The organism is Bradyrhizobium sp. SZCCT0153 (genome assembly GCF_018129995.1).
Taxonomy (GTDB): domain Bacteria; phylum Pseudomonadota; class Alphaproteobacteria; order Rhizobiales; family Xanthobacteraceae; genus Bradyrhizobium; species Bradyrhizobium japonicum_G.
In genome coordinates this window covers 306,753-329,335 of the sequence record NZ_JAFCKS010000006.1, presented here as the reverse complement: position 1 = coordinate 329,335, position 22,583 = coordinate 306,753, and the positions used below count along the sequence as shown (strand labels likewise).

At 64.6% G+C, this 22,583-nt stretch carries 22 protein-coding genes; 13 read left to right on the top strand and 9 right to left on the bottom strand.

Annotated features, from left to right (window positions below; translation table 11 throughout):
• Positions 1 to 123 precede the first annotated feature (123 nt).
• The 3 genes from efp (at position 124) to JQ572_RS26060 (ending at position 3,408) form a co-directional block, all read left to right on the top strand.
• The gene (gene efp, locus JQ572_RS26070; protein ID WP_028151018.1) at positions 124 to 690 is read left to right on the top strand and encodes an elongation factor P; all 567 of its coding nucleotides are present in this window, start codon (positions 124 to 126) and stop codon (positions 688 to 690) included.
• A gap of 46 nt (positions 691 to 736) precedes the next feature.
• Positions 737 to 2,338 carry a M23 family peptidase gene (locus tag JQ572_RS26065; protein WP_211385694.1) on the top strand — a complete coding sequence of 534 codons (1,602 nt, stop codon included), beginning with the start codon at positions 737 to 739 and terminating at the stop codon, positions 2,336 to 2,338.
• An 83-nt stretch (positions 2,339 to 2,421) separates the two neighbouring features.
• Complete coding sequence (locus JQ572_RS26060; RefSeq protein ID WP_211385693.1) at positions 2,422 to 3,408, top strand: DUF808 domain-containing protein; 987 nt, start codon at positions 2,422 to 2,424, stop codon at positions 3,406 to 3,408.
• Between the two features lie 30 nt (positions 3,409 to 3,438).
• On the opposite strand, the gene JQ572_RS26055 is transcribed toward JQ572_RS26060, so the two are convergent.
• Positions 3,439 to 3,942, bottom strand: a complete 504-nt coding sequence (locus JQ572_RS26055) for a cupin domain-containing protein (protein ID WP_211385692.1) — start codon at positions 3,940 to 3,942, stop codon at positions 3,439 to 3,441.
• A gap of 21 nt (positions 3,943 to 3,963) precedes the next feature.
• Complete coding sequence (locus JQ572_RS26050; RefSeq protein ID WP_211385691.1) at positions 3,964 to 4,443, bottom strand: carboxymuconolactone decarboxylase family protein; 480 nt, start codon at positions 4,441 to 4,443, stop codon at positions 3,964 to 3,966.
• A gap of 54 nt (positions 4,444 to 4,497) precedes the next feature.
• Between JQ572_RS26050 and JQ572_RS26045 the strand changes: the two genes are divergently transcribed.
• The gene (locus JQ572_RS26045; RefSeq protein ID WP_211385690.1) at positions 4,498 to 5,028 is read left to right on the top strand and encodes a MarR family winged helix-turn-helix transcriptional regulator; all 531 of its coding nucleotides are present in this window, start codon (positions 4,498 to 4,500) and stop codon (positions 5,026 to 5,028) included.
• Between the two features lie 34 nt (positions 5,029 to 5,062).
• Here the strand turns inward: JQ572_RS26045 and JQ572_RS26040 are convergent, their stop codons facing one another.
• The 3 genes from JQ572_RS26040 to JQ572_RS26030 all read right to left on the bottom strand — a co-directional run bounded on the left by JQ572_RS26040 (position 5,063) and on the right by JQ572_RS26030 (position 5,917).
• Positions 5,063 to 5,248 carry a hypothetical protein gene (locus tag JQ572_RS26040; RefSeq protein ID WP_211385689.1) on the bottom strand — a complete coding sequence of 62 codons (186 nt, stop codon included), beginning with the start codon at positions 5,246 to 5,248 and terminating at the stop codon, positions 5,063 to 5,065.
• Between the two features lie 88 nt (positions 5,249 to 5,336).
• On the bottom strand, positions 5,337 to 5,588 hold the full coding sequence (locus tag JQ572_RS26035; protein WP_211385688.1) for a hypothetical protein: 252 nt from the start codon (positions 5,586 to 5,588) through the stop codon (positions 5,337 to 5,339).
• A 74-nt stretch (positions 5,589 to 5,662) separates the two neighbouring features.
• Positions 5,663 to 5,917: a hypothetical protein gene (locus JQ572_RS26030; protein ID WP_027557921.1), complete on the bottom strand. Its 255-nt coding sequence runs from the start codon at positions 5,915 to 5,917 to the stop codon at positions 5,663 to 5,665.
• A gap of 133 nt (positions 5,918 to 6,050) precedes the next feature.
• On the opposite strand from JQ572_RS26030, the gene JQ572_RS26025 reads away from it, so the two are divergent.
• Entirely contained in the window at positions 6,051 to 7,280 is a 1,230-nt protein-coding gene (locus JQ572_RS26025; protein ID WP_211385687.1) for a lytic murein transglycosylase, read from the top strand.
• A gap of 6 nt (positions 7,281 to 7,286) precedes the next feature.
• Here the strand turns inward: JQ572_RS26025 and JQ572_RS26020 are convergent, their stop codons facing one another.
• The 3 genes from JQ572_RS26020 to recJ all read right to left on the bottom strand — a co-directional run bounded on the left by JQ572_RS26020 (position 7,287) and on the right by recJ (position 10,874).
• Positions 7,287 to 8,084 carry an aldolase gene (locus tag JQ572_RS26020; RefSeq protein WP_211385686.1) on the bottom strand — a complete coding sequence of 266 codons (798 nt, stop codon included), beginning with the start codon at positions 8,082 to 8,084 and terminating at the stop codon, positions 7,287 to 7,289.
• A 108-nt stretch (positions 8,085 to 8,192) separates the two neighbouring features.
• Entirely contained in the window at positions 8,193 to 9,002 is an 810-nt protein-coding gene (locus JQ572_RS26015; protein WP_211385685.1) for an SDR family NAD(P)-dependent oxidoreductase, read from the bottom strand.
• Positions 9,003 to 9,032: 30 nt separating this feature from the next.
• Complete coding sequence (recJ, locus tag JQ572_RS26010) at positions 9,033 to 10,874, bottom strand: single-stranded-DNA-specific exonuclease RecJ (RefSeq protein ID WP_211385684.1); 1,842 nt, start codon at positions 10,872 to 10,874, stop codon at positions 9,033 to 9,035.
• 288 nt (positions 10,875 to 11,162) lie between these two features.
• Between recJ and JQ572_RS26005 the strand changes: the two genes are divergently transcribed.
• A complete protein-coding gene (locus JQ572_RS26005) occupies positions 11,163 to 12,239 on the top strand; it encodes a methyl-accepting chemotaxis protein (RefSeq protein WP_211385683.1) in 1,077 nt (358 codons plus the stop codon).
• A gap of 157 nt (positions 12,240 to 12,396) precedes the next feature.
• Here JQ572_RS26005 and JQ572_RS26000 read toward each other — a convergent pair whose 3' ends face one another.
• On the bottom strand, positions 12,397 to 13,383 hold the full coding sequence (locus JQ572_RS26000; protein WP_211385682.1) for a helix-turn-helix domain-containing protein: 987 nt from the start codon (positions 13,381 to 13,383) through the stop codon (positions 12,397 to 12,399).
• Between the two features lie 506 nt (positions 13,384 to 13,889).
• Here JQ572_RS26000 and JQ572_RS25995 point away from each other — a divergent pair.
• The 7 genes from JQ572_RS25995 to JQ572_RS25965 all read left to right on the top strand — a co-directional run bounded on the left by JQ572_RS25995 (position 13,890) and on the right by JQ572_RS25965 (position 22,472).
• Positions 13,890 to 14,903: a formylglycine-generating enzyme family protein gene (locus JQ572_RS25995; protein ID WP_211385681.1), complete on the top strand. Its 1,014-nt coding sequence runs from the start codon at positions 13,890 to 13,892 to the stop codon at positions 14,901 to 14,903.
• 10 nt (positions 14,904 to 14,913) lie between these two features.
• On the top strand, positions 14,914 to 16,596 hold the full coding sequence (locus JQ572_RS25990) for an arylsulfatase (RefSeq protein WP_211385680.1): 1,683 nt from the start codon (positions 14,914 to 14,916) through the stop codon (positions 16,594 to 16,596).
• A 165-nt stretch (positions 16,597 to 16,761) separates the two neighbouring features.
• Complete coding sequence (locus tag JQ572_RS25985; protein WP_249129335.1) at positions 16,762 to 17,730, top strand: HAD family hydrolase; 969 nt, start codon at positions 16,762 to 16,764, stop codon at positions 17,728 to 17,730.
• Positions 17,731 to 17,789: 59 nt separating this feature from the next.
• Entirely contained in the window at positions 17,790 to 18,299 is a 510-nt protein-coding gene (locus tag JQ572_RS25980; protein ID WP_211385678.1) for a hypothetical protein, read from the top strand.
• 27 nt (positions 18,300 to 18,326) lie between these two features.
• On the top strand, positions 18,327 to 19,343 hold the full coding sequence (locus JQ572_RS25975) for a SphA family protein (RefSeq protein WP_211385677.1): 1,017 nt from the start codon (positions 18,327 to 18,329) through the stop codon (positions 19,341 to 19,343).
• Between the two features lie 22 nt (positions 19,344 to 19,365).
• On the top strand, positions 19,366 to 21,471 hold the full coding sequence (locus JQ572_RS25970; RefSeq protein WP_211385676.1) for an adenylate/guanylate cyclase domain-containing protein: 2,106 nt from the start codon (positions 19,366 to 19,368) through the stop codon (positions 21,469 to 21,471).
• Complete coding sequence (locus tag JQ572_RS25965) at positions 21,468 to 22,472, top strand: ABC transporter substrate-binding protein (RefSeq protein ID WP_211385675.1); 1,005 nt, start codon at positions 21,468 to 21,470, stop codon at positions 22,470 to 22,472. Before JQ572_RS25970 ends, JQ572_RS25965 begins: the two co-directional genes overlap by 4 nt.
• Positions 22,473 to 22,583 lie beyond the last annotated feature (111 nt).

The window sequence follows — 22,583 nt, the reverse complement described above, 5'->3', positions numbered from 1 at the left end:
ATCGGCAAAATCAGTATGTTGCGGCCCGAAACGGGCACCGAGGTCCGATTTGAGACCCCGAGTCCCCCATCGATTTGACCACGTCCTGGCCGGAGCCGGGCCAAGCAAGCAGGAAATATAGCTTTGAGAGTCATCGCCAGTTCTATTCGCAAGGGCAACGTGATCGAGCAAGACGGCAAGCTTTATGTCGTCGTGAGCGCCGAGAACATCCATCCCGGCAAGGGCACCCCGGTCAGCCAGATCGAAATGCGCCGAATCTCGGACGGGGTAAAGATCTCCGAGCGCTACAAGACCACCGACCAGGTCGAAAAGGCCACGATCGAAGAGCGCAACTTCACCTTCCTCTATGAAGACGGTGACGGCTACCACTTCATGAACCCGGAGACCTACGACCAGGTCCAGGTCTCCAAGGACGTGGTCGGCGACGCGGCCTCCTATCTTCAACCGGACATGACCGTCAAGCTGTCGACCCACGACGTCAACGTCGTCTCGCTCGCGCTGCCGCAGCGCGTGACACTGGAAGTGGTCGAGACCGAGCCGGTGACCAAGGGCCAGACCGCCTCGTCGTCGTACAAGCCCGCGGTGCTCTCCAATGGTATCCGCACCACCGTGCCGCCGCACATCGCGGTCGGCACCCGCATCGTGGTGATGACCGAAGACGGCTCCTACTCCGAACGCGCCAAGGACTGACGGGGAAAAGCGCGATCACAACGGGCGGCGCCGGGGGGCGAGACAAGTGGTTGGGAAGGGTTTCCGCTTCGTCTTGCTGGCCCTGGCGTCGCTTTCGCTCCTCGGCACCACTCGACTTGCTGCGGATGAATTTCGCAGCCCCTCGCTCACGGCCCTGCGCGTCGACTGGCGCGCGGCGCTTGACCAGCTTCGCAGCGAAATCAACGGCCATCGCGGGGTCGCGGCCGATTTCATCTTCGCGCCCCGCCGTTCGGTGCCGCGCTACGATCCGCGGGCGACGCCTGCGCTGGTGCAGCTCAACGCGGTCTCCTCCCAATTCTTCACCGGCATCGCCAGCAGCTCCGTGCCGGTGCTGCTGCCGTTCGACGCCGCCGCGTATCTCGAGGCGCAACGCAGCGGCGCGCCCGCGACCCCTACGTTGTCGCGCTACCAGGCTGACTTCAATCCCGTCGACATGTTCGATGCCGGCCCTGCCGGCTACAGCGCGACTTTCTCGTTCGAACCCGGTGCCGGCGACGGCATGCCGAGCCGGGTGTTCGCCAGGCCGGTCGAGGTACAGATCACCGGATCGGCGCTCGTCTACGACATAGCCGATCCCTCGGGCGGCAAGGGCGAGCTGGTCAAACCGCTCGCAGCGCTTTACCCGGACCTGCGCAAGTTCATCCGGGAAGGTTATGTGCGCTACGCTTTCACCCGGTTCGGCGTGGCCTATGTGGTGTCGATCCAATGCCTCGACAGCGTCGCCAAGCCGCGCCGGCTCGCCTGCAAGGAAGCCTATCCGGTCGCCGAGCGCTTCCTGAAGGCACTGCGCATGGCGGGCGGCCAGCGCATGCGGTCGCTGACGGACATCGCTTCCAGCATTCTCGATCGTCCTGCGGCGCGTTCGGCGGACTTCACCTACCGGCCGAGCGGCGACATCATCCCGAACACCGGCTATCGCAAGCAGGGCGGTCATCCCGACGTGATGGCCTATGCCCAGATCCGCTTTCCGCTCGAGAAGGCGCCTGCGTTCGTTCGCTCGCAATCCTACGCCAAGCGCGACAAGATGGAGAGCACGACCGCCTATCCCTGGCGCGACAATTTCTGCGAATCCCGCAGTTTCGAGGTCTGGCAATGCGGCGGCGGCTACGGCCATCAGGGCGAGGACATCCGCGCCGCCGAGTGCCCGGCACCCGGTGAAGGCCGCGAGGCCTGCGATCCCAAGCAGCGTGCCGTCGTCGCCGTGCGCGACGCGAGGGTCATTCGCGCCTTGAAGGACCAGGCCGCGACGCTTCAAGTCAACAGCCGGACCGAGCACATTCGCTTCCGCTACATGCACATGAACCCGCAGGCGATGAACGCCGACGGCCTGCTCAACGGCCGCATCGTATGGGAAGGCGAGAAGATCGGCGTGGTCTCGAACTATCTCGACCATCCCGCCGGCACCTCGATGCACCTGCATTTCGACGTGCAGGTGTTCACCCGCGACGGCTGGATCTGGGTCAGTCCCTACGTGACTCTGGTCTCGGCCTACGAGCGCCTGATCCGCGGCCGCGGCCGCGAGATCGGCCCGGAGATCGCGGGGGCTCCGCAGCCGGTCGCACATGCGCTGCCGGAGGACGTGATCAAGCCGGATCTGCGCGAAGGATCGGGCGCCGAGGAGAATTGACGGCTTGTGCGTTCCAATGCCGGGCAGTGCCAAAGCGTGTTGTCGCACACACCGCCGGCTCGAAGGCATAAGGAACAGGTTTGATGAGTGTCGGACTGATTGGTCTCCTCGACGATATCGCGGCGATTGCAAAGGTGGCAGCAGCCTCGCTCGACGATGTAGCGAGCCAGGCGGCCAAGGCGGGAACAAAGGCGGCTGGCGTGGTCATCGATGACACAGCCGTCACGCCGAACTACGTGATCGGCTTTGCCTCGAAACGCGAACTGCCGATCGTGGGTAAGATTGCGGTTGGGTCGTTGCGCAATAAATTGCTGATCCTGCTACCCATTGCCCTCTTGCTTGGTTATTTGCTCCCCGCCGCGGTCACGCCGCTACTTATGCTGGGCGGGGCCTTTCTCTGCTACGAGGCTGCTGAGAAGGTGCTCGAAGCCGTGATGCCGCATCATGCGCGCCACCGCGAAGCTCAGCTCCAGCCGACCGCGTTGAATGCGCGGTCGGTCGAGGACGAGAAGGTCGCGAGCGCCATCAAGACGGATTTCATCCTGTCGGCGGAGATCATGGCGATCACGCTGGCGGCCATCCCGGCGGGCAGCATCTGGACGCAGGCGCTCGTGCTGGCGCTCGTCGCCATTTTCATCACAGTTGGAGTCTACGGCGTGGTCGCCCTGATCGTGAAGGCGGACGATGTCGGCGTAGCGCTTGCGCGGTATGGCGGCGCCTCGTTCATTGGCAGCGCAATCCGCTTGCTTGGACGTGTGCTCGTCAGCGGCATGCCCACCCTCCTGGCGGTGCTGAGCACCATCGGCACGGCCGCCATGATCTGGGTCGGCGGCGGCATCATCCTGCACGGCATCGAACAATACGGCCCAACCGTGGTCGGCCACACGGTCCATACCGCGACCGAGGCTGCCGCGCATGTCCTTCCCTCCATTGCCGGCATCGCCGAATGGTTGGTCGAGGCAGCCATCTCAGGCGTCGTTGGACTCATTGTCGGCGCAGTCGTGATTCCGGTCGTCGAATACGGTCTTTCACCACTATGGCAACGGTTGAAGCCATCGCGGCCGACCTGAATAACGGCGGGTTCGGATTGCGAGTGCCAGCTACTCCAGATACGTCGTCAGCTGCGCGCCCTCGTCCGCCACGAACACCGCGATCAATTCTGCCGGCTCCGTGGCGCTGGCATTGGCCGAGACCAGATGCGTCGCGCCCGGCGGCTCGAAGAAGGACTGGCCGACGCCGAACGTCTCGACCGGGCCGCCGCCGAGTTGGGAGCGGATCTCGCCCTTGGTGACGTAGGCGGTCACCGAGCCGGCGTGACGATGCGGCCGCGAAAAGCCGCCGGGACCATAGAAGACACGCACGATTGTGACGCGCTTGCCCGGCACGTTCGGCAATGCGTAGGAGCCGATCGGCTCGACCTTGTCGAGCGGCGAACTCTCGGCGGCCGTCGCGCACAGCGGCGCGAGCGCGCCGGATACGGCGTCCATCGTCACCGGCAACACCTTGCCGGTCGCAAGCGCGCAGGCGAGCCCGCCGGCGACGGCCAGAGCCATCGAGCGCGATCGCACCAGGCGTTGCGTGGTGCTCAAACTCATTGTTGTCATGACGACCTCCCCTCGCCGCGATCAGGATGCCGCGGCATTCGTTGCGACAGGCCGCTTCGCCGGGGTCCAGCGATACGCCGCGCCAAAACGGTTCCAGACGTTGATCGAGGCAACTGCCGAGGTCAGGTACATCAGCTCCGCCTCGGAGAATTCGCGGCTCGCTTCAGCGTAAACCTCATCGCTGACGCCGTCGGGAAGCAAAGTGAGCGCCTCGGCCCAGGCCAGCGCAGCGCGCTCGCGCACGGAAAAGACCGGCGCCTCGCGCCAGACCGCGACCAGATTGAGCTTGTCCGCGGGCACTCCGGTCCGCTCCGACAGCAGGATGTGATGCTGCAGGCAAAAGGCGCAGCCATTGATCTGCGAGGCACGCAGCTTGACGAGCTCGATGAGCTGCTTGTCGAGGCCTGCCTTGGCCGCCACCTGACCGAGCGCCAGCACCAGCTCATACGCATCGGGCGCGATCTTCCTGAAATCCTCGTATTCGCTGCGGGCGTGTGGCATTGCCGTCGACCTCGTCTTAATGTAATAGCACTTATATTGTATAAGAGCCCTTACATGCCCCGCAAGTCAACCGACATCACAAAATCGCAAGCCGTGCGGAAGAGGCCCGCACCTGCCGCCAACGGAGCGGTGCACATCCCCGCTCCCGGCGAAGGCAAGCGCGGCGAGCAGGGTTATCTCGGCTATCTGCTGCGACAGTCCCATGCCGCGGTCCGCCTGACGACCGAGCGGACGCTCGCCGATCTCGGCGTGACGTCGCCGCAATTCGCCGTGCTGACGATGCTGAATGCCTATCCCGGCCTGTCGGGGGCGGACGTCGCCCGCCTCACCTTCCTGACGCCGCAGACCGTCGGCGTCATCATACGAAATCTCGAACGCGACGGCGCGATTCTGATGACGCCTCATCCCGTCCACGGCCGCATCCAGCAATGGACGCTAACGCCGCACGGCACGACGCTGTTGAAGGCGTGCCGGGAACGGGTGATGGTGCTGGAGAAGCGCCTCGTGAAGGGCCTGGACACGAAGGCGGAGACCGCGATCCGGCGCTGGCTCGCAGGCATTGCGGCCGACCTGCAGGAGGACTAACGGGCAGCAAGACGAACGGAGCATTGCTCGCCGCTCAGTCGCCGCCTCCTCCGTCCCCGCCGCCATCGCATCCGCCGGCATCCGAGAAGTCGCCGCCCGCGCCACCGTCACCGTTGATGCCCCGGCCATAGTTCTCGACGAGGATCATCAGGATCACGACGAAAAGCCCGGCCCCGAACGGCCAGGGATTGGCACGGATGATGTCGAACAGCTCCCGCATACGCGTATTCTGCGCAGACGGAAGCGAACCGACCGTAAAGTGACAGGCCTAAATTTTTTGGGGATATCCGGCCATGTGCAAGGACGACCTACCCCTCTTCCAACGCTTTCTTAACCGCGCCGTCGGGCCAGTTATCGCCCGCCGCGATCACCCGCACGCGGGTTTGATCGGCGGCATTCACCAGCACATGCGAACAGATCTCTTCGCTGCTCTGCCTCAAATGCAGATCGGTTTCGGGCTTCCAGCTCAGCGTGGTCGCGATATCACCGGGAAAAATCTGCCACTGCGATCCGTCGTCGAGTTCGACGACATGGCTCTCCGCATGCGCACGTATCTTCATTCCACCCCGAATGCTCGGTGACCAGACTGCGGCGGAAGACGGGCCCCGGCGCCACGGCCGGGGCCCTCGCTACATCAGTCGTTGTCGTGATGAATCACGGTCTTGCTGCGATTGCCGAATTCGTCTTCCTTCTTGATCACCGTGGTGCGGTCGGCAGGCGCCCGCTCCTTGATGACGGTGGTACGGTCGCGATCGCGATCGCGGTATTCGTGGGACTGCCCGACGGTCACGCCGGCGCCGACCGGGCCGACGTGAACGCCGACTTCATCGGCGAACGCAGGCGCGGCAATGGCCGTGACCATGGCGGCGGCAAACAGATATTTTCTCATGTCTCGTCCTCCAGTGTGTGCGGAGGGAATGCCGGACTGCGACACTTTGTTCCTGCCGATGAGCACGGATGCCTCCTGTTCCCAGTTCCAGGAACCGGCTCACAGGCGCCATGTTTCCCGCTAGGATGCCTCCATGAAACAAGCTGATTCCTCATCCCATCGCAGCCGCCGCGCCCTGCTTCGATCGTCACTCGGCGCAGCCGCACTCATCGCGCTCCCGACGCGCATCCTCGCCGCCCCTCCGGGCTTCGATGAATGGCGCGAGGGCTTTCGCGCACGCGCCATGGCGAAGGGCATTTCGGCCGCGACCTGGCAGCGCGCGATGGCGCGTGTCGAACCCGACATGAGCGTCTTCAAGCAGATGCGCAACCAGCCGGAATTCCACGAGCAGGTCTGGCAATACATCAATCGCCGCGTCTCCGACTGGCGCATCATCAACGGCAAGATCGCGCTGAAGAACAACGAGGCGCTGCTCGCGCGGATCGAACGCGATTTCGGCGTCGAGCGTGGCACGCTGCTGGCGCTGTGGGGCGTCGAATCCGCCTATGGCGATCCGCTGGTGCAGCAGAACCACATGACGCCGGTGTTTCCCTCGCTCGCCGCGCTGGCCTGGAATGAGCCGCGCCGCAAGGCCTATTGGGAGACCGAGCTGATCAACGCGCTGCGCATCGTCGACAAGGGCTGGAGCACGCCGGAGCAGATGCAGGGATCCTGGGCCGGCGCGATGGGGCATTCGCAATGGATGCCCGAGGTCTGGCTCAATGTCGGCATCGACTATGACGGCGACGGCAAGGTGTCGCCGTTCGGCAAGCCGGACGATGCGCTGGGATCGACCGCAAAATATCTCGTCAACCGCGGCAAATGGCACCGCGGCGAGCACTGGGGCTATGAGGTACGCGCCTCCGGCGAGACGAGCGGCAGCCGGACCTATGCGGCATGGCAGGCGGCCGGCGTCACCCGCTCCGACGGCCAGCCGTTTCCGCAACCAAACGCATCCGCGCAGCTGTGGACACCTGTTGCGGGCGGGCCGTCCTTCCTGCTGGGACCGAATTTCAATGCAGTGAAGAGCTACAATCCCTCGATGAACTACGCGCTGGCGATCTGCCATCTCGGCGACCGTTGCCTGGGCGCGCCGCCCTTCATCCAGCCCTTCCCCGGCTCCGAGCGCGCGCTGACGCTCGCGGAGGTGCAGGAGATGCAGACGCGTCTGACCAAGGCCGGATTCGACACCGGCGGCACCGACGGCCGCGTCGGCAACGACACCATGAAGGCGATCAAGGATTTTCAGCATCGCGCCGGCATCGCGCCCGCCGACGGTTATGGCGGGCTGAAGGTGCTCGCGAAGCTGCGGCAGGGGTCGTAACTCGCCTCAGTGCCGGTACTGCGGCTCCTCCGCGTCGAGCTGGCGGCGGATCGCGGCAAGATGCAGCCGCGCGGATTCGGAATCGCCTTCGCGCATCTGCCTGTAGGTTTCGGCCGCAATTGCAGGATCGACCGGCAGCACCTTTCGTCCCGTCGACATCGCCAGCACCTGCACCTCGGCGGCGCGCTCGAGGTAGTAGAGATCGTCCCAGGCCTCCGCGATGGTCGGCGCCAGCACCATGACGCCGTGATGCTTCATGAAGACGATGTCGGCATCGCCAACGGCCGAGGCGATGCGCGCGCCCTCGCGGTTGTCGAGCGCCAGACCGTTATAGTCGCGGTCCAGCACCGTGCGGCCATAGAACTTCAGCGCGGTCTGGCCAGCCCAGATCAGCGGATCGCCCTCGGTCATCGACAGCGCCGTCGCATGGGGCATGTGGGTGTGGAAGGCGACCCTGGCGCGCGGCAGCCGCTTGTGCATCTCGGCGTGGATGTAGAACGCGGTTGCCTCGGGCACGCCCTCGCCGTCGAGCACGTTGCCGTGGAAGTCGCAGATCAGCAGCTTTGACGCCGTCAGCTCGCGGAACGCATAGCCGTAGGGATTGACCAGGAAGAGATCGTCATGGCCCGGCACCACGGCCGAGAAGTGGTTGCAGATGCCCTCTTCAAACCCGTTGCGCGCAGCCATGCGGAAGCAGGCGGCGAGATCCTCACGCGCGCTGCGGATCGCATCGGTGGCGAGGTCCGGCCGGTTCGAGCGAAACGGAGTCGGTGTGGATGATGAAGAGTGAAGGCTGTGCGCCATGGCGAAGGACACCTTTGTCGGTCGGGAGCTGCGCGCGTTGTACAGGGCCGACGCCTGCGCGTCAGCCCCTGCGGGCGCCACCCTGCCCTTCGCGACCTGCGCAGCGGCTCATTGCCGCCGTGGCACGGCGCCGGCGTTCATGCCGCCGTCGATGACGAGCTCGCTGCCGGTAACGTAGCGCGAGGCATCGGAGGCCAGATACAGGACGCCACTGGCGATCTCCCCAGCCTGGCCGGCACGGCCGAGCGGCGTTGCGACCTTGGCTCGCTCCTCCGGATCGATCGGCGCGTTCTGGCCCGCGCCGGTCGCGCCGGTCGGGATCTTGCCCCAGATCGGCGTGTCGATGATGCCGGGATGCACGGAGTTGACGCGGATGCCGTCGCCCGCGGCGGCGCACTCCATCGCGATCGATTTGGCGAACAGCCGCACGCCCCCCTTGGTGGCCGAATACGCTGACAGCCCTGCCGCGCCGCGCAGGCCCGCCAGCGAGGACATCATGACGATCGACCCGCCGCCGCTCTTGCGCATCAATGGCAGGCAATGCTTGACGGAGAGAAACACGCCGTCGAGGTTGATCGCGTTCTGCTTGCGCCAGTCAGAGAGCGTCATGTCGACGATCGAAGGCACGGCAATGCCGATGCCGGCATTGGAGACCATGATGTCGAGCCGGCCGTAGCGCTTCGCGATCTCGGCCGTGACCTCGATCCAGCGCTCCTCGCTGGTGACGTCCTGCTCCAGGAAGATCGCCTTGCCGCCGGCCTTGGTGATGCGCCTGGCGAGCTCGGGACCGCGCAGCTCGTCGATGTCGGTGGCAATGACGGTGGCGCCCTCGCGCGCGAACAGCTCGACGATGGCCTCGCCGATGCCCGAGGCGCCGCCGGTCACCAGCGCCACTTTCCCCTCAACCTGCCCTGCCATGTTCACTCCCTTTTTTGTTTTTTACCGGGCCTATCTAATCATGGATGGTCCCTGGTCGGGTAGCGCGACGTCGATGACGCGGAATTGTACCCGCTCGGCACCCTGGTAGCGATCGACCGACAGCGATCCCGCGACATGCAATTGCTGGCCGCGATTGGCCACGAGCGCATTGCCGAGCTTCTGGCCGACCGAGCGGAACGCGATGCCGTTGACGACGGCGCCGTCGCCCGACTTGAAACGCAGGCGCAGATGCGCCTGGCCCACTTCGTCGGCGTAGACGAGCTGATGCGCCGGCAGCGCCAGCACGGCTTCCGGATTGCCGCTGCCGAAGGGACCGGCGCGATTGAGCGTGGTCGCCAGCTCCGTCGTCACCGCGCGCGCGGAGACCGCGCCGTCGATGTAGAGCTCGTTGACGTGGCGTGCCTCGGCGACGTCGCGGGCCAGTGCATTTTCGAGATAGGCGCGAAACTCGGCGAGCTTTTCCTTCCGCAGCGTCACGCCCGCAGCCATCGCGTGGCCGCCGCCCTTGAGCAGAATACCGTCGGTGACCGCCTGCCGCACCGCCTTGCCGATATCGACGCCCGCGATCGAGCGGCCCGAGCCGGTGCCGATGCCGCCGGGTTCGAGCGCGATGGCAAACGCGGGTCGCGAAAACTTCTCCTTCAGGCGAGAGGCGACGAGGCCGACCACGCCGGGGTGCCAGCCTTCGGAGGCCGTGACGATGACGCTGAGCTTGTCCTCCAGCCCGATCGAGGCCAGCGCCTCGGCTTCGGCCTGTGCTTCGGCCGCCTGCTCGATGACGCGGCGCTCGCTGTTGAGCCGGTCGAGTTCGGCGGCGATCCGCGCCGCTTCGACGCTGTCGCCTTCGAGCAGCAGCCGCACGCCGAGGTCGGCGCGGCCGATGCGGCCGCCGGCATTGACGCGCGGCCCCAGCATGAAGCCGAGATGCCAGGCCTCCGGCGGGCCATTGAGCCGCGCCACGTCCATTAGCGCGGTGTGGCCGACATGGTCGCGCCGCCGCATCGCGATCAGCCCCTTGGCCACGAAGGCGCGGTTGAGTCCGATCAGCGGCGCGACGTCGGCGACGGTGCCGAGCGCGACGTGATGCAGCATGCCGAGCAGATCGGGCTCAGGCATCTGCGCATTCCAGAAGCCGCGCTGGCGCAATTCACGATTGACCGCGACCAGGGTCACCAGCACGAGGCCGACGGCGGCGAGATGGCCGAGGCCCGAGAGATCGTCGAGCCGGTTCGGATTGACCAGCGCGTCGACCTCCGGCAGCTCCGTGCCGGCCTGATGGTGGTCGATCACGACGACGGACATGCCGATCCGCTTGGCCTCAGCGAGCGGATCTATGCTGGTGGTGCCGCAATCGACGGTGACGAGCAGCGTGGCGCCCTTCGCGGCCAGGCCACGCACGGCTTCGCTATTCGGGCCATAACCCTCGAAGATGCGATCGGGGATGTGGATCAGCGGATCGAGCCCGCAATGGCGCAGATGCCAGGCCAGCAGCGCGGCCGAGGTGGCGCCGTCGACATCGTAATCGCCGAAGATTGCGACCTTCTCGCCGTTGGCTGCTGCATCCGCGATCCGCTTGGCGGCAGCTTCCATCTCCGTCACCGTGAACGGGTCCGGCAGCAGCTTGCGGATGGTGGGATCGAGGAAATCGGCGACGGCGTCGATATCGACACCACGGCCCGCCAGCACCCGCGCCAGCAGTTCGGGCAGCTGGTGCCGCTGCACGATGGCGAGCGCCTTGGCCGCGCCGCGCGCATCGAGCCGGTCGCGCCAGAGCTTGTCGGTGAGCGAACGCGCGACCCCCAGGAACGCCTGGGGCGCTTCGACGGGCAAGGCGGTGGCGGGCGGAGTCATGACGGGCGGCAATCTGTTGAAAACTCGAGGCTTGGGCGATCACGCTAGGCGCCCGGTCACTGGCTTAGGAGGATTGGCCGGGAAACCCCCGCCATTTGCAACGGCCCGGGGACACAAAGCGGTGGATGGCCGGCCGGCAGGCCGGAGTGACTATCATTTAGGCATTCCGCCGAATAGCAAATTAAGCAGGCGTTAGGCGGAATCTTCGAAAAAGAATCGTATTCGATCTGTAAGCGATTGTTCCGGGTTCATTGCAGATCAGGCCTCATTGCCAAGGGAAGTCCCCCGATGTCTGCTGCGCTGGGTCTGAAAGCCAAGCCGATCACTACCGAACCCGCTGATGACGATTCCGATATCTCGGCTCTGATCAACCGCCTCACCGCGGAGGTCAACCAGATCGCGGTCGACAAGACCAAGTCGATCCAGCAGATCACCAACCAGATGAAGATGCTGGCGCTCAATGCGCTGATCGAAAGCTCGCGCGCCGGCGCCCAAGGCGCGGGCTTTGCGGTGGTGGCGCAGGAGGTGCGCGGCGTCGGCCAGCAGGTCGAGACCATCGCACGCGAGCTCGAAACCCAGCTGACCAAACGCACCGGCGATCTCGTCGCCTCGATCGACCGCATGAGCCAGCGCTCGCGCGGCGAGCGCATGGTCGACCTGTCGCTCAACGCCATCGAGCTGATCGACCGCAACCTCTATGAACGCACCTGCGACGTGCGCTGGTGGGCGACCGATTCCGCCGTGGTCGATTGCGCGGCCTCGCCGAGCGCGGCCGCCGTCTCCCATGCCTCGCAGCGTCTCGGCGTGATCCTCGCGGCCTACACCGTCTATCTCGACCTCTGGCTCTGCGACCTCGACGGCAACGTCATCGCCAACGGCCGCGCCGACCGCTTTCGCGCCGTCGGCCAGAACGTCGCCCATACCAAATGGTTTCGCGAGGCGAAGGCCCTGCGCTCCGGCGACGACTATGTCGCCGGCGACGTCGAGAACCAGCCGCTCCTCGGCAATGCGCAGGTCGCGACCTATTGCGCCAGCGTCCGCGCCGGCGGCCAGGCCAACGGCGCGCCGATCGGCGTGCTCGCCATCCATTTCGACTGGGAGGCGCAGGCCCGCGCCATCGTGCAAGGCGTGCGCGTCGGCGACAGCGACAAGGCCCGCGTGCTGCTGGTCGACTCGAATTTTCGCGTGATCGCAGCCTCCGACGGCCAAGGCATCCTCAGCGAGCGCATCTCGCTCGCGCTGGACGGCCAGCGCTCCGGCTTCTACCAGGACCGTTCCGGCACGCTGGTCGCCTTCCATGCGACGCCGGGCTACGAGACCTATCGGGGCCTGGGCTGGTACGGCGTGATCGTCTGCGGGGCGTGAGACTGGGGCCAGCCGGCCTGTCCAAGACAAAACCGTGAAAACAACCCCATGCACAGTAGCTACAGGGTTGTTTTCCCGACGTTTTTCGTTCGCCATTTGGCGCGTCGGGCAAGACAGCGGCCTCCTGCCGTCATGGCGTCGTTCGCAACCGAGAGCGCTAGGCTCTGGCGAGGTCGTTTCCAGCTGCTTGCAGTGTCGCAATTCCGAGCGTCTGCGACGGACGCTCCCCGAACATCGCAAGGTAGTATTGCGAGAACCGTCCGAGCTCGTAGAAGCCCTGCTGCATCGCGACCGCCGCCACGGTCGTCGAGCCAGGAGCGCTCTCGTGCAGGATCGAATGAACGGCGCATAGCCGCTTGTGCCTGAGGAAGCTGACCGGGCCGAGGCCGAACACCTCTTGAAAGGCGCGATGCAAGGTGCGCCGCGATACGCCCAATGCCGCACAGATCTCCGACACATGTACCGGTCGCGTGCCCGCCTCGTCCAGATACTCCTCAACCCGGCGGATCAGCCGCCTTGCCGAGGGCAGCCAGCCGCCATCGTCGGGCGGCAGTGACGACATGACGTTGGCCGCCATGCACTCGACAATCGATCGCTTCCAGAAGTCGGCGCTCGACGGCGTCAGTCCGTATTTGTTTTCGCGCAGATGCGACATGATCCGGACCAGCCGGCGCGAGGCGATCGCGCCGGTCTCGAGGTCCGCCCGGAAATGACCGCGGCTGCGCCAGCTGTCGGGATCGCTCAGCCTCGCTTCGCCACCGAACAGGGATGCGACCTCCGTGAGGTCGAAGCGCATCGCGGCGTAAGCGGATGGGCCGTGAAAGACACCGTCATGCTCGAGCAGCGGCGGAATCACGAGCACATCGTTGAGCTTCATGTCGAACGACCAATGGGCGACGCGCTCTTCGGCGGCGAGCAGCATCCCGACGATCAGCTTGTCGTCGCTGGCGACGCGCTGCGTGCGCATGCCGACGTTGAAGGCGCCGATGCTGAGCGAGAAATCGCCGATGCCGACATGGGACAACGTCCCGCGCAGCCGACCGCGGCCGAGCTGCATCACGTCGACATGCGAGCCGTGGACGGCCTGGTGAAGTCCTTCGAAACCGTCCAGCTTGCGCGAATCAACCAGAAGGAATTGCCCCATGGCTGTACCCTGTTACTGAAGCGCGACAATTCTGCGGCAGGCGGCAGCCAAATACCACCACAACGCGAAGCGGGTACGACAAGCTGACTTCGCATTTCGAGGCAAACACTGTCGAAATCCGGCAGGTAAAATTCACTGCATTGCATCGCAATTCCGTGGGTTTTTGGCGATGGGTCGTTAAGTCTCACCCATTGCCCCTGCGTACTGGCACAAACTGCACATCACAACCGGCCAATCTTCCGATACCGTTTTCAACCTCAGCGAGATCGATCGAAAGCGCTCTGCGGATGGCGGAGTGCACGCGGCAGGGATTTGCCGCGTGCACAAACTCGTGCTCGCGATAGGAAAGAGACACTGACGCAATGAAGCGTCGTGCTCTCCTCCGAGCGCCAAAAAAGAGGGGACCAGACAATGCGTCCAACATACCGGGCAATGGGCCGTCTCCAGCCTCTGCCAAAATCTACGCCGTAGCGTCAGGTGGAAACGCGAGTATCGGAGTTTCCACCATGCTGCGGGCGGATCTGGATCACTGCGAATGGTTGCCGGATGACGTGAAGACCGGCGAAATGGTCTTCATTCCCGGCGGAACCTTTCGCATGGGATCCGACCATCATTATCCCGAGGAGGCGCCGAGTCATCGCGTCGCTGTCGACGGCTTCTGGATCGACCGTACGCCCATCACCAACCGGCAGTTCAAGCAGTTCGTCAACGCGACCGGTCATGTGACCGAGGCGCAAATCGTTCCCGATCCCAGGGACTACCCCGGCGCACTGAAGGAGATGCTGTACGCGGGATCGCTGGTGTTCTCGCCGCTGCCGCGCATCACCGATCTCGCCGACTGGAGCCAGTGGTGGACTTTCCTGCGCGGCGCCAACTGGCGCCATCCCTATGGTCCCGGCAGCAACATCAAGGACCTCGACGACCATCCCGTCGTCCACGTCTCCTTCAGCGATGCGGCAGCGTATGCGCGCTGGGCCGGCAAGGACCTGCCGACGGAGGCGGAATGGGAGTTCGCCGCGCGCGGCGGCCTGGAGGCGGAGGAGTTCGCCTGGGGCGACGTGCTGATGCCGGGTGGCAAGCACATGGCCAATATCTGGCAGGGAAACTTTCCCGTCCAGAATCTCGGCGAGGATGGGTATGAGCGTACCTCGCCGGTCATGGCCTTCCCGCCGAACGCTTACGGCCTCTACGACATGATCGGCAATGTCTGGGAATGGACCTCCGACTGGTGGTCGGCGAGGCATCAGGTCGACACTGCGAAGCCCTGCTGCATCCCGAAGAACCCTCGCGGCGGGCGCGAGAGCGCAAGCTACGACCCTGCCCTGCCCGACGTCCGGATTCCCCGCAAGGTCCTCAAGGGCGGCTCGCATCTCTGCGCGCCGAACTATTGCCGCCGTTATCGCCCCGCCGCGCGCCATGCCGAACCGGTGGATACCTCGACCAGCCATGTCGGATTCCGCTGCGTGGTGCGGTCACCCCTTCCAAACGAACCCCAACGAGAAGGACTTCCAGGAACCTAGGGAGCATGGAATGAGTAGCGAGTTTGAGAACAACAACAACCAGTCGCGGACAGATAAGACGATCAATCGCAGAAATCTCCTGTTGGGTACGTCATCCATTGTCGCTGCGGCGACGTTCACTTCAAAAGCCATGGCTCAAGCGCAGAAGGCTGCGCCCGCACCTGCCGCGACCTCGACGCCCCCAGGCCGCAAGCCGAACATCCTGGTCATCTTCGGCGATGACATCGGGCAGACAAACATCAGCGCCTACTCGTTCGGCGTGGTGGGGTACAAGACGCCGAACATCGATCGTATCGCCCGGGAAGGCATGATGTTCACGGACTATTATGCCGAGAACAGCTGCACCGCGGGCCGTTCGACGTTCATCACCGGTCAGGCCTGCTTGCGCACCGGTCTTTCCAAGGTCGGTGCGCCCGGCGCTCCCGTTGGCCTCCAAAAGGTCGACATCACCATTGCCGAAGCGCTCAAGCCGCTGGGTTATGCGACGGGGCAGTTCGGCAAGAACCACCTCGGCGATCTCGACGAGTATCTGCCGACCAATCATGGTTTCGATGAGTTCTTCGGCAATCTGTATCATCTCAACGCCGAAGAAGAGCCGGAGCAACCTTTCTGGCCGAAGGATGATCAAGCGTTTCTCAAGGCCTATCATCCCCGCGGCGTCATCCGTAGTGTTGCCGGCGGCAAGATCGAGGACACCGGGCCGCTGAACAGGAATCGGATGGAAACGATCGACGACGAGACCACTGCCGCCGCGATCGATTTCATGAGACGGCAGGTGCAGGCCAACAAGCCCTTCTTCACCTGGATGAATGCGACGCGCATGCATGCCTTCACGCATGTGCGCGAGTCGATGCGCGGACAGAGCGGCATGGTCGGCAACGAATATGCGGATGGCATGCTGGAGCATGACGGAGATGTCGGCAAACTCCTGACAGCGCTCGACGAGCTCGGCATCGCCGACGACACCATCGTCATCTACACCACCGACAACGGCCCCAATCAATGGTCGTGGCCGGATGCCGCCACGACGCCCTTTCGAAGCGAAAAGGACACCAATTGGGAAGGCGCCTTCCGTGTACCCGCGATGGTGCGCTGGCCAGGGAAGATCAAGGCAGGCGAGGTCTCAAACCAGATCGTCTCCGGCCTCGATTGGTTCCCGACGCTCCTCGCCGCCGCCGGCGATACCGATGTCAAGGAAAGGCTGCTCAAGGGATGGCAGCCAGCCGGCAATCCGACCACTTTCAGGAACCATCTCGACGGCTACAACCAACTGGACTACCTGACCGGAAAATCGCCCAAGAGCGCACGCTCCGAGTTTTACTACTTCAACGACGACGGAGATCTGGTGGCCATGCGCTACGACGATTGGAAGATCGTCTTCGCCGAGCAACGCCGGCCGGGCGGAATGGTGGTGTGGGCGAATCCCTTCACGACTTTGCGGGTGCCGAAGATATTCAATCTCCGGATGGATCCGTACGAGCGCGCGGACATCGTCTCCGACCAATATTACGATTTCCTCGCCAAGAACGACTACATGATGGTGAAAGGACAGCTGAAGGCTGCGGCCTTTCTGCAAACCTTCGCCGAATATCCGCCGAGTCAGCGCCCAGCCAGCTTCAACGTCGAGGGCGTTCGCAAGGAGGTCAACAAGGCGATCGACAAGTCCTTCAGGGATCGCGGCATAGAGAAGTAGCTCCGACATCGCCGCCGGCCGACATCATGCCGGCCTGCGTTCCGCCTTGGCGAGCTGCCGGGCCCCACACCCGGCACGCAGAGTTTCGGGATGCGAAAGGAAATGTATCAGCTTCTCCATCGTTGTGTGCTGACCTTGCTCATTGCGGGATCGCTTTGCGGTGCAATGAGCCGAACCACCCGTGGCCAGTCGGATCCACTGCCATCCTGGAACGATGGCGCGGCGAGGAAGGCGATCACGGGCTTCGTCGCGGGAGTGATCAAAGACGGCGGGCCGGACTTCGTCCCGCCCGCCGAGCGCATCGCCGTGTTCGACAACGACGGCACGCTGTGGTGCGAGCAGCCGATCTATTTTCAGTTCGCCTTCGGTCTGGACAGCGTCAAGGCGATGGCGGCCACACATCCAGAATGGAAGCAGCAACAACCATTCAAGGCTTTCCTCTCCGGCGATAGACATGCGCTCGCCGCACAAGGACAGCAGGCCCTGCTATCACTCGTCGCGACCGCCCATAGCGGCATGACGACGGACGCCTACGCGTCCTCGGTCGCCGACTGGCTGGCCCGCGCGCAGCATCCGCGCTTCAATCGTCCCTACAACGAGCTCGTCTATCAGCCGATGGTGGAGCTGCTCGCTTACCTGCGCGCCAACGGCTTCAAGACGTTCATCGTGTCCGGCGGCGGCGTCGAGTTCATGCGGGTGTGGGCCGATAAAGCTTACGGCATTCCCCCCGAGCAGGTCGTCGGCTCGTCCGGAGTCACGCAATTCAAGATCGGAGACGATGGCAAGCCCGTCCTGATGAAGCTGCCGAAAGTCGAGTTCATTGACGATGGCCCAGGCAAGCCGTCGGGCATCAATCGCTTCATCGGCCGCCGCCCTATTCTCGCTTTCGGCAACTCCGACGGCGACCACCAGATGCTGCAATGGACCGCGGCCGGACCCGGCCCGCGCTTCCTCGGCATCGTCCATCACACCGACGCTGTCCGCGAATATGCCTACGACCGCCAGTCGAAGATCGGAAAGCTCGACAAAGCCTGGGACGAAGCGGTGCGGCGCGGCTGGACGGTCGTCGACATGGCGAAGGACTGGAAGACGGTGTTCGCGTTCGAACGCGGCAGCACGGGAGCGTCGCGATGACGAGGAGGATCGTGCCGGGCGACTTCATCGACGAAACAAGAACAATACGAGGATCAAAGATGTCTAGAGATATTCGCTCGTTTCGGCTGACGAGCTGCTGGCTGGCGCTGGCAACCGGCGCGTTCCTTTCGATCGAGACGGTTTCAGCGGCGCCGCTGCTGCCGGCGGCCATTCAGCAGAGCGCGATCGGATCATCCGGCCTCATCGAAGTGCGCGCGGCCGGTCGCCGTGGCGGCGCCGTCGTGGGTCCGCGCGGCGGTGCCGTGGTCCATCGCGGCGGCGCCGTGGTCGGCCCGCGTGGCGCCGCCTATCGCGGCGGCACCGCAGTGGTCGGACCGCGCGGCAACGTCGCGGTTCGCCGAACCACCGCTGTGGCAGGGCGCGGCGCATGGGCGCGGCCCGGCCATTACTACTGGCCGAGAGGCGGTGCGATCGCCGCCGGTGCGGCGATCGGATTCGTCGCCGCCGCAACAGCCGCCAGTTGGGCGGGTGCGGCACCGGCCCCAGGCATGTGCTGGTACTACACCGACCCATCCCGGACACAGGGCTTTTGGGACTACTGCCCGTAACGACGCGATGAAAATGGGAGACGCCACATGGCGGGACACATTCGCAAGGCCGGACTCGCGACTGCGCTGGCTGTGGCGAGCCTCACCGCTCAGCCTGCCCTTGCCGATTCCGGCGGTGTCAGCTTCTGGCTTCCGGGCATCTTCGGTAGCCTTGCGGCCGTGCCGGTGACGCCGGGATGGGCCTATTCGACGATCTATCTCCATCTGCAGGAGAAAGCCGGCGGCGGCCAGAACTTCGTCACCAGCGGCGGCATACCCGGCTCCGTGACCGCCGGCCTCAACGCACATGCCGATGCGCTGGTCATGGGCATCACCTACACCTCGCCGATGCCCGTGCTTGGCGGTCAGGCCGCCTTCACGCTGCTCACCGCGCCCGGCAATATCGGCGTCGGCATCGACGCAACGCTGACCGGTCCCCGCGGCAACACGATCTCCGGGACAGCCACCGACAACCGCACCACGCTGACCGACGTCTTCTACCAGGGCACGCTGAAATGGAATCAGGGCGTCCACAACGAGTTGGTCTACATCACCGGCAACATCCCGAGCGGCACCTATGATCCCACCCGGCTCGCGAATCTGAGTTTCGGCTTCCCCGCGGTCGACGCCGGCGCCGGCTACACCTATCTCGACCCGAAGACCGGGCATGAATTCTCGATCGTCGGCGGGCTCACCTACAGTTTCATGAACGGAGCCCTTCAGTACCAGAACGGCATCGACTTCCATGTCGACTGGGCCGCCTCGCAGTTCGTGAGCAAGAACGTCCATATCGGCATCGCCGGCTACTTCTTCCAGCAGCTCACAGACGATAGCGGTCCGGGCGCCAAGCTCGGCGGGTTCAGGGGGCAGTCGGTCGGAATCGGTCCGCAGATAGGGTTCATGATCCCGATGTCCGATGGCTACCAGGGCTATCTCAATGTCCGCGGCTACAAGGACCTGGAGGTCGAGAATCGACCGAAGAGCTGGTCGACCTGGGTCACCTTCTCGGTGTCGCCAGCGGCACCCGCGCCGGCCGCGACCAAACCTGTCGTTCGCAAGTACTGAAGCAGCCGTCAAAGCAACTGCAATGACCGGAGACCGGACCGGCAAGCGCGAATTTCGCATCGGCTTCCAGACATCGATCATCACGGTGTTTGTTGGCGTCGTTCTGCTTGTGGGCCTGACTCTGGTCTATCTCAGCTTCGAGCGCGTGACTGTCATCACGAAAGCAGCGGCCTCCGGCTTCATCGAGAAAGTGGCGCAGCTTGGCGCCGACCACGTCGACGAGCAGTTCAAGAACGTCCGCGACAATCTCGATATCCTGTCCGGTCTGCCACCGATCCAGGAAGCCGATATCGCCGAGAATTCGCGGCTGTACAGCTTGATGGCGGCGATGCTTCGCAACAACCCGCAGCTCTTCAATCTCTATGTCGGCTATGAGGACGGCTCGTTCATCGAGATGGACGTGATCGACCGCGCCAAGCCGGCATTCAGGGCAAGCCTGAAGGTCGATCAGGATGCCACCTTCCGGCTGGTTTTGATCTCTCGCACGGGGGGCGCCGCACCGGTCACGCAATTTCTCTCCGAGAACCTCATTCAGGTCGCGGAGGTTCCCGGCCCCACCGGCTACGACCCGCGGCAGCGGCCCTGGTATGTCGAGGCGTTCAAGACCGACAAGACCCTGCTGACCGGCCCCTATGTCTTCTACGCCACCGGCGAGCCCGGCTACACGCTGCGGATACCGCTCAGGGAGGGCCGGCGCGGCGTCGTCGCAGGTGACGTGCTGCTCAATCGGTTCGAGGACATGCTGGCGCAGCAGAAATTGGGGCCATCGGGGCTCGCCTTCCTGTTCAACGATGCCGAACGCATCGTCGCCCATCCCGAGATGGATCGGCTGATGGCGGAGATCCCCGAGAGGCAGGACGACTTGCCGCAACTGGGTGCGCTCAAACTGCCTGCTCTGCTGCCGGTCATCCGGTCCTGGCGGAGCGATGGTCCCGCCCAGCAATTCTTCGCCGACGTCTCGGGCCGGACCTATGTCGCGGCGGTCCACCGGCTCGATACGGCCGGCTCGGCCAACGTCCGCCTCGCGATGATCGCGCCGCTCGACGAATTCTATGCCCGGATCATCGACGAGCGCCGCACGCTGTTTGCGCTTGCGCTCGCCTTCGTCGGTGCCACGCTCCCATTCGCGTTCTGGCTGGGATCGCTGATGGCACGGCCGCTGCGCAAGATCGTGCAACAGACCGACGAGATCCAGCGCTTCGAGATCGCGGAACGGCCGCGCATCCATTCCGCCATCGCCGAGATCGAGGAACTCGGCCGCTCGGTGTTCACCATGCGTAGCGTGGTGCGCAGCTTTGCAAGCTTCATTCCGCGTCCGATCGTGCGTCAGCTGATCGAGACCGGCTCGTCGCTCGGCCTCGGCGGCACGAGGCGCGAGGTCACGGTGCTGTTCACCGACGTGGCCGACTTCACCGCAAAAACCGAGCTGGCCGATCCGTCCCAGGTCATGATCTACACGTCGCGCTATTTCGCGGCGCTCTCGGACGAGATCATGCGGCATCAGGGCACGGTCGACAAATACATCGGCGATGCCGTGATGGCGCTCTGGAACGCGCCTTCGGATGATCCCGATCACGCCGTCAACGCCTGCCGCGCCGTTCTTGCGTGTCTGGCAGCGAACGAGGCCCTCAACGAGGATTTTCGGCGCGAGGGCTGGCCGCCATACGATACGCGTTTCGGCCTGCATGTGGGCGACGCCGTGGTCGGCAATATCGGCTCCAGCGACCGGATGAACTACACGGCGCTCGGCGCCACCGTAAACCTGGCGTCACGGCTCGAAGGACTCAACAAGAACTATGGCACGCGCGTGCTGGTCAGCGCGGCCGTTCGTGCGCGCGTTGGCGATGCATTCCTGTTCCGCAGCATCGACAAGATCCGGCCGAAGGGATTTGCCGAGCCGATCGAGGTCAGCGAGCTGCGCGGCGAGCTTGCGCTGGCGAACGAGGCCGACATCACCATGTGCCGGCGCTGGGACGAGGTTTTCGCCTCGATCGCGCAAGACGGCGCGGCGGATACCACCCTGGTCCGGCTCTCCGGATTCCTGCTCGACTATCCCAAGGACGGCATCGCGGCGTTTCACGCCCAGCGTTTTCGCGCCGCGGCCCAGAATACCGGGGCAGCGGCATGAGCGCCCGCCCCGTCAGCCGCCGGCGATTGCTTCACCACGGCGCAGCGCTCGCGACCACCGCGATGCTCGGCATGCCTGCAATCGCGCAGGCCCGCACCAAGGTCCGGCTCGGCTATCTCCATGTGGTCGCCGTGGACGGACAAATCTGGACCGGACTGGATCGCGGCTCGTTCAACCGCGAGGGGATCGACTTCGATCTGCACGAATTCCACACCGGCCCCGAGGTGTTCGAGGCGATGATGCGGGGAGAGCTCGACGTCGCTTCGACGGGCGGCGTCATCTCAAACCATCTGGCGCTCGGCCACGGCCGGGGCTTTCTCATCAACGACATCGAGGTTGCGACCGCGCAGCTCTGGGTCCGGCCGACGCTCGGGGTGAACCGACTTGCCGATCTCAGGGGCAAGCGGATCGCGACGACCATGAAGACCACAGCGCATATCTTCCTCGACCGGGCGTTACGCGCCAACAACATAAGCCCGGCAGAGGTGGAGATCGTCAACGCCAGCATGCCGGACGCGGTCAAGGCCTTCATCGCCGGCGAGGTGCCGGCCGTCGCGCTCTGGGTGCCGTTCAATGTCGTCGTGCGCGAGGCGCTTCCGGACGCGGTGAAGCTGGTCGATGCCTCCGCGTTCTATCCGCAATCGGCCGTGCTCGGCGGCTGGGCGGCGCGAATGGATTATCATGCCGGCAACAGCGAGGTCCTGAGCCGGATCATCCGTGGCTGGATTGATGCCAATGACCACATGGTGCGCAACCCGGCCGCGGCAGCGGAGGCGCTCCGGTCTCACTACAGGTCGTCGCGTCCAGCCGACATCGCGGAGGCCTTCAAGGCGCAAAAACTCTACTCCGCGCGCGAATGGCGACGGCTCTATGCGGACGGCACCGTCGTAAAATGGCTACAGCAGGTCAGCGACTTCTTCATGGCGGACGCCGGTGTCAGCGGCGCGCTCCGCGCGTCGGACTATTTCGACACGCAGCTTTATCTTTCGGCCGTCGGATGAAGGCCGCCCCATGCCGTCTTGTGCATTTTTAGGCAAGACAGGCCGGTTACAGGCAAGAGCCTGCCCCATTGCTCGGGTAAGAGTGGCGCCGCATCACTTTTGCAACGTGCC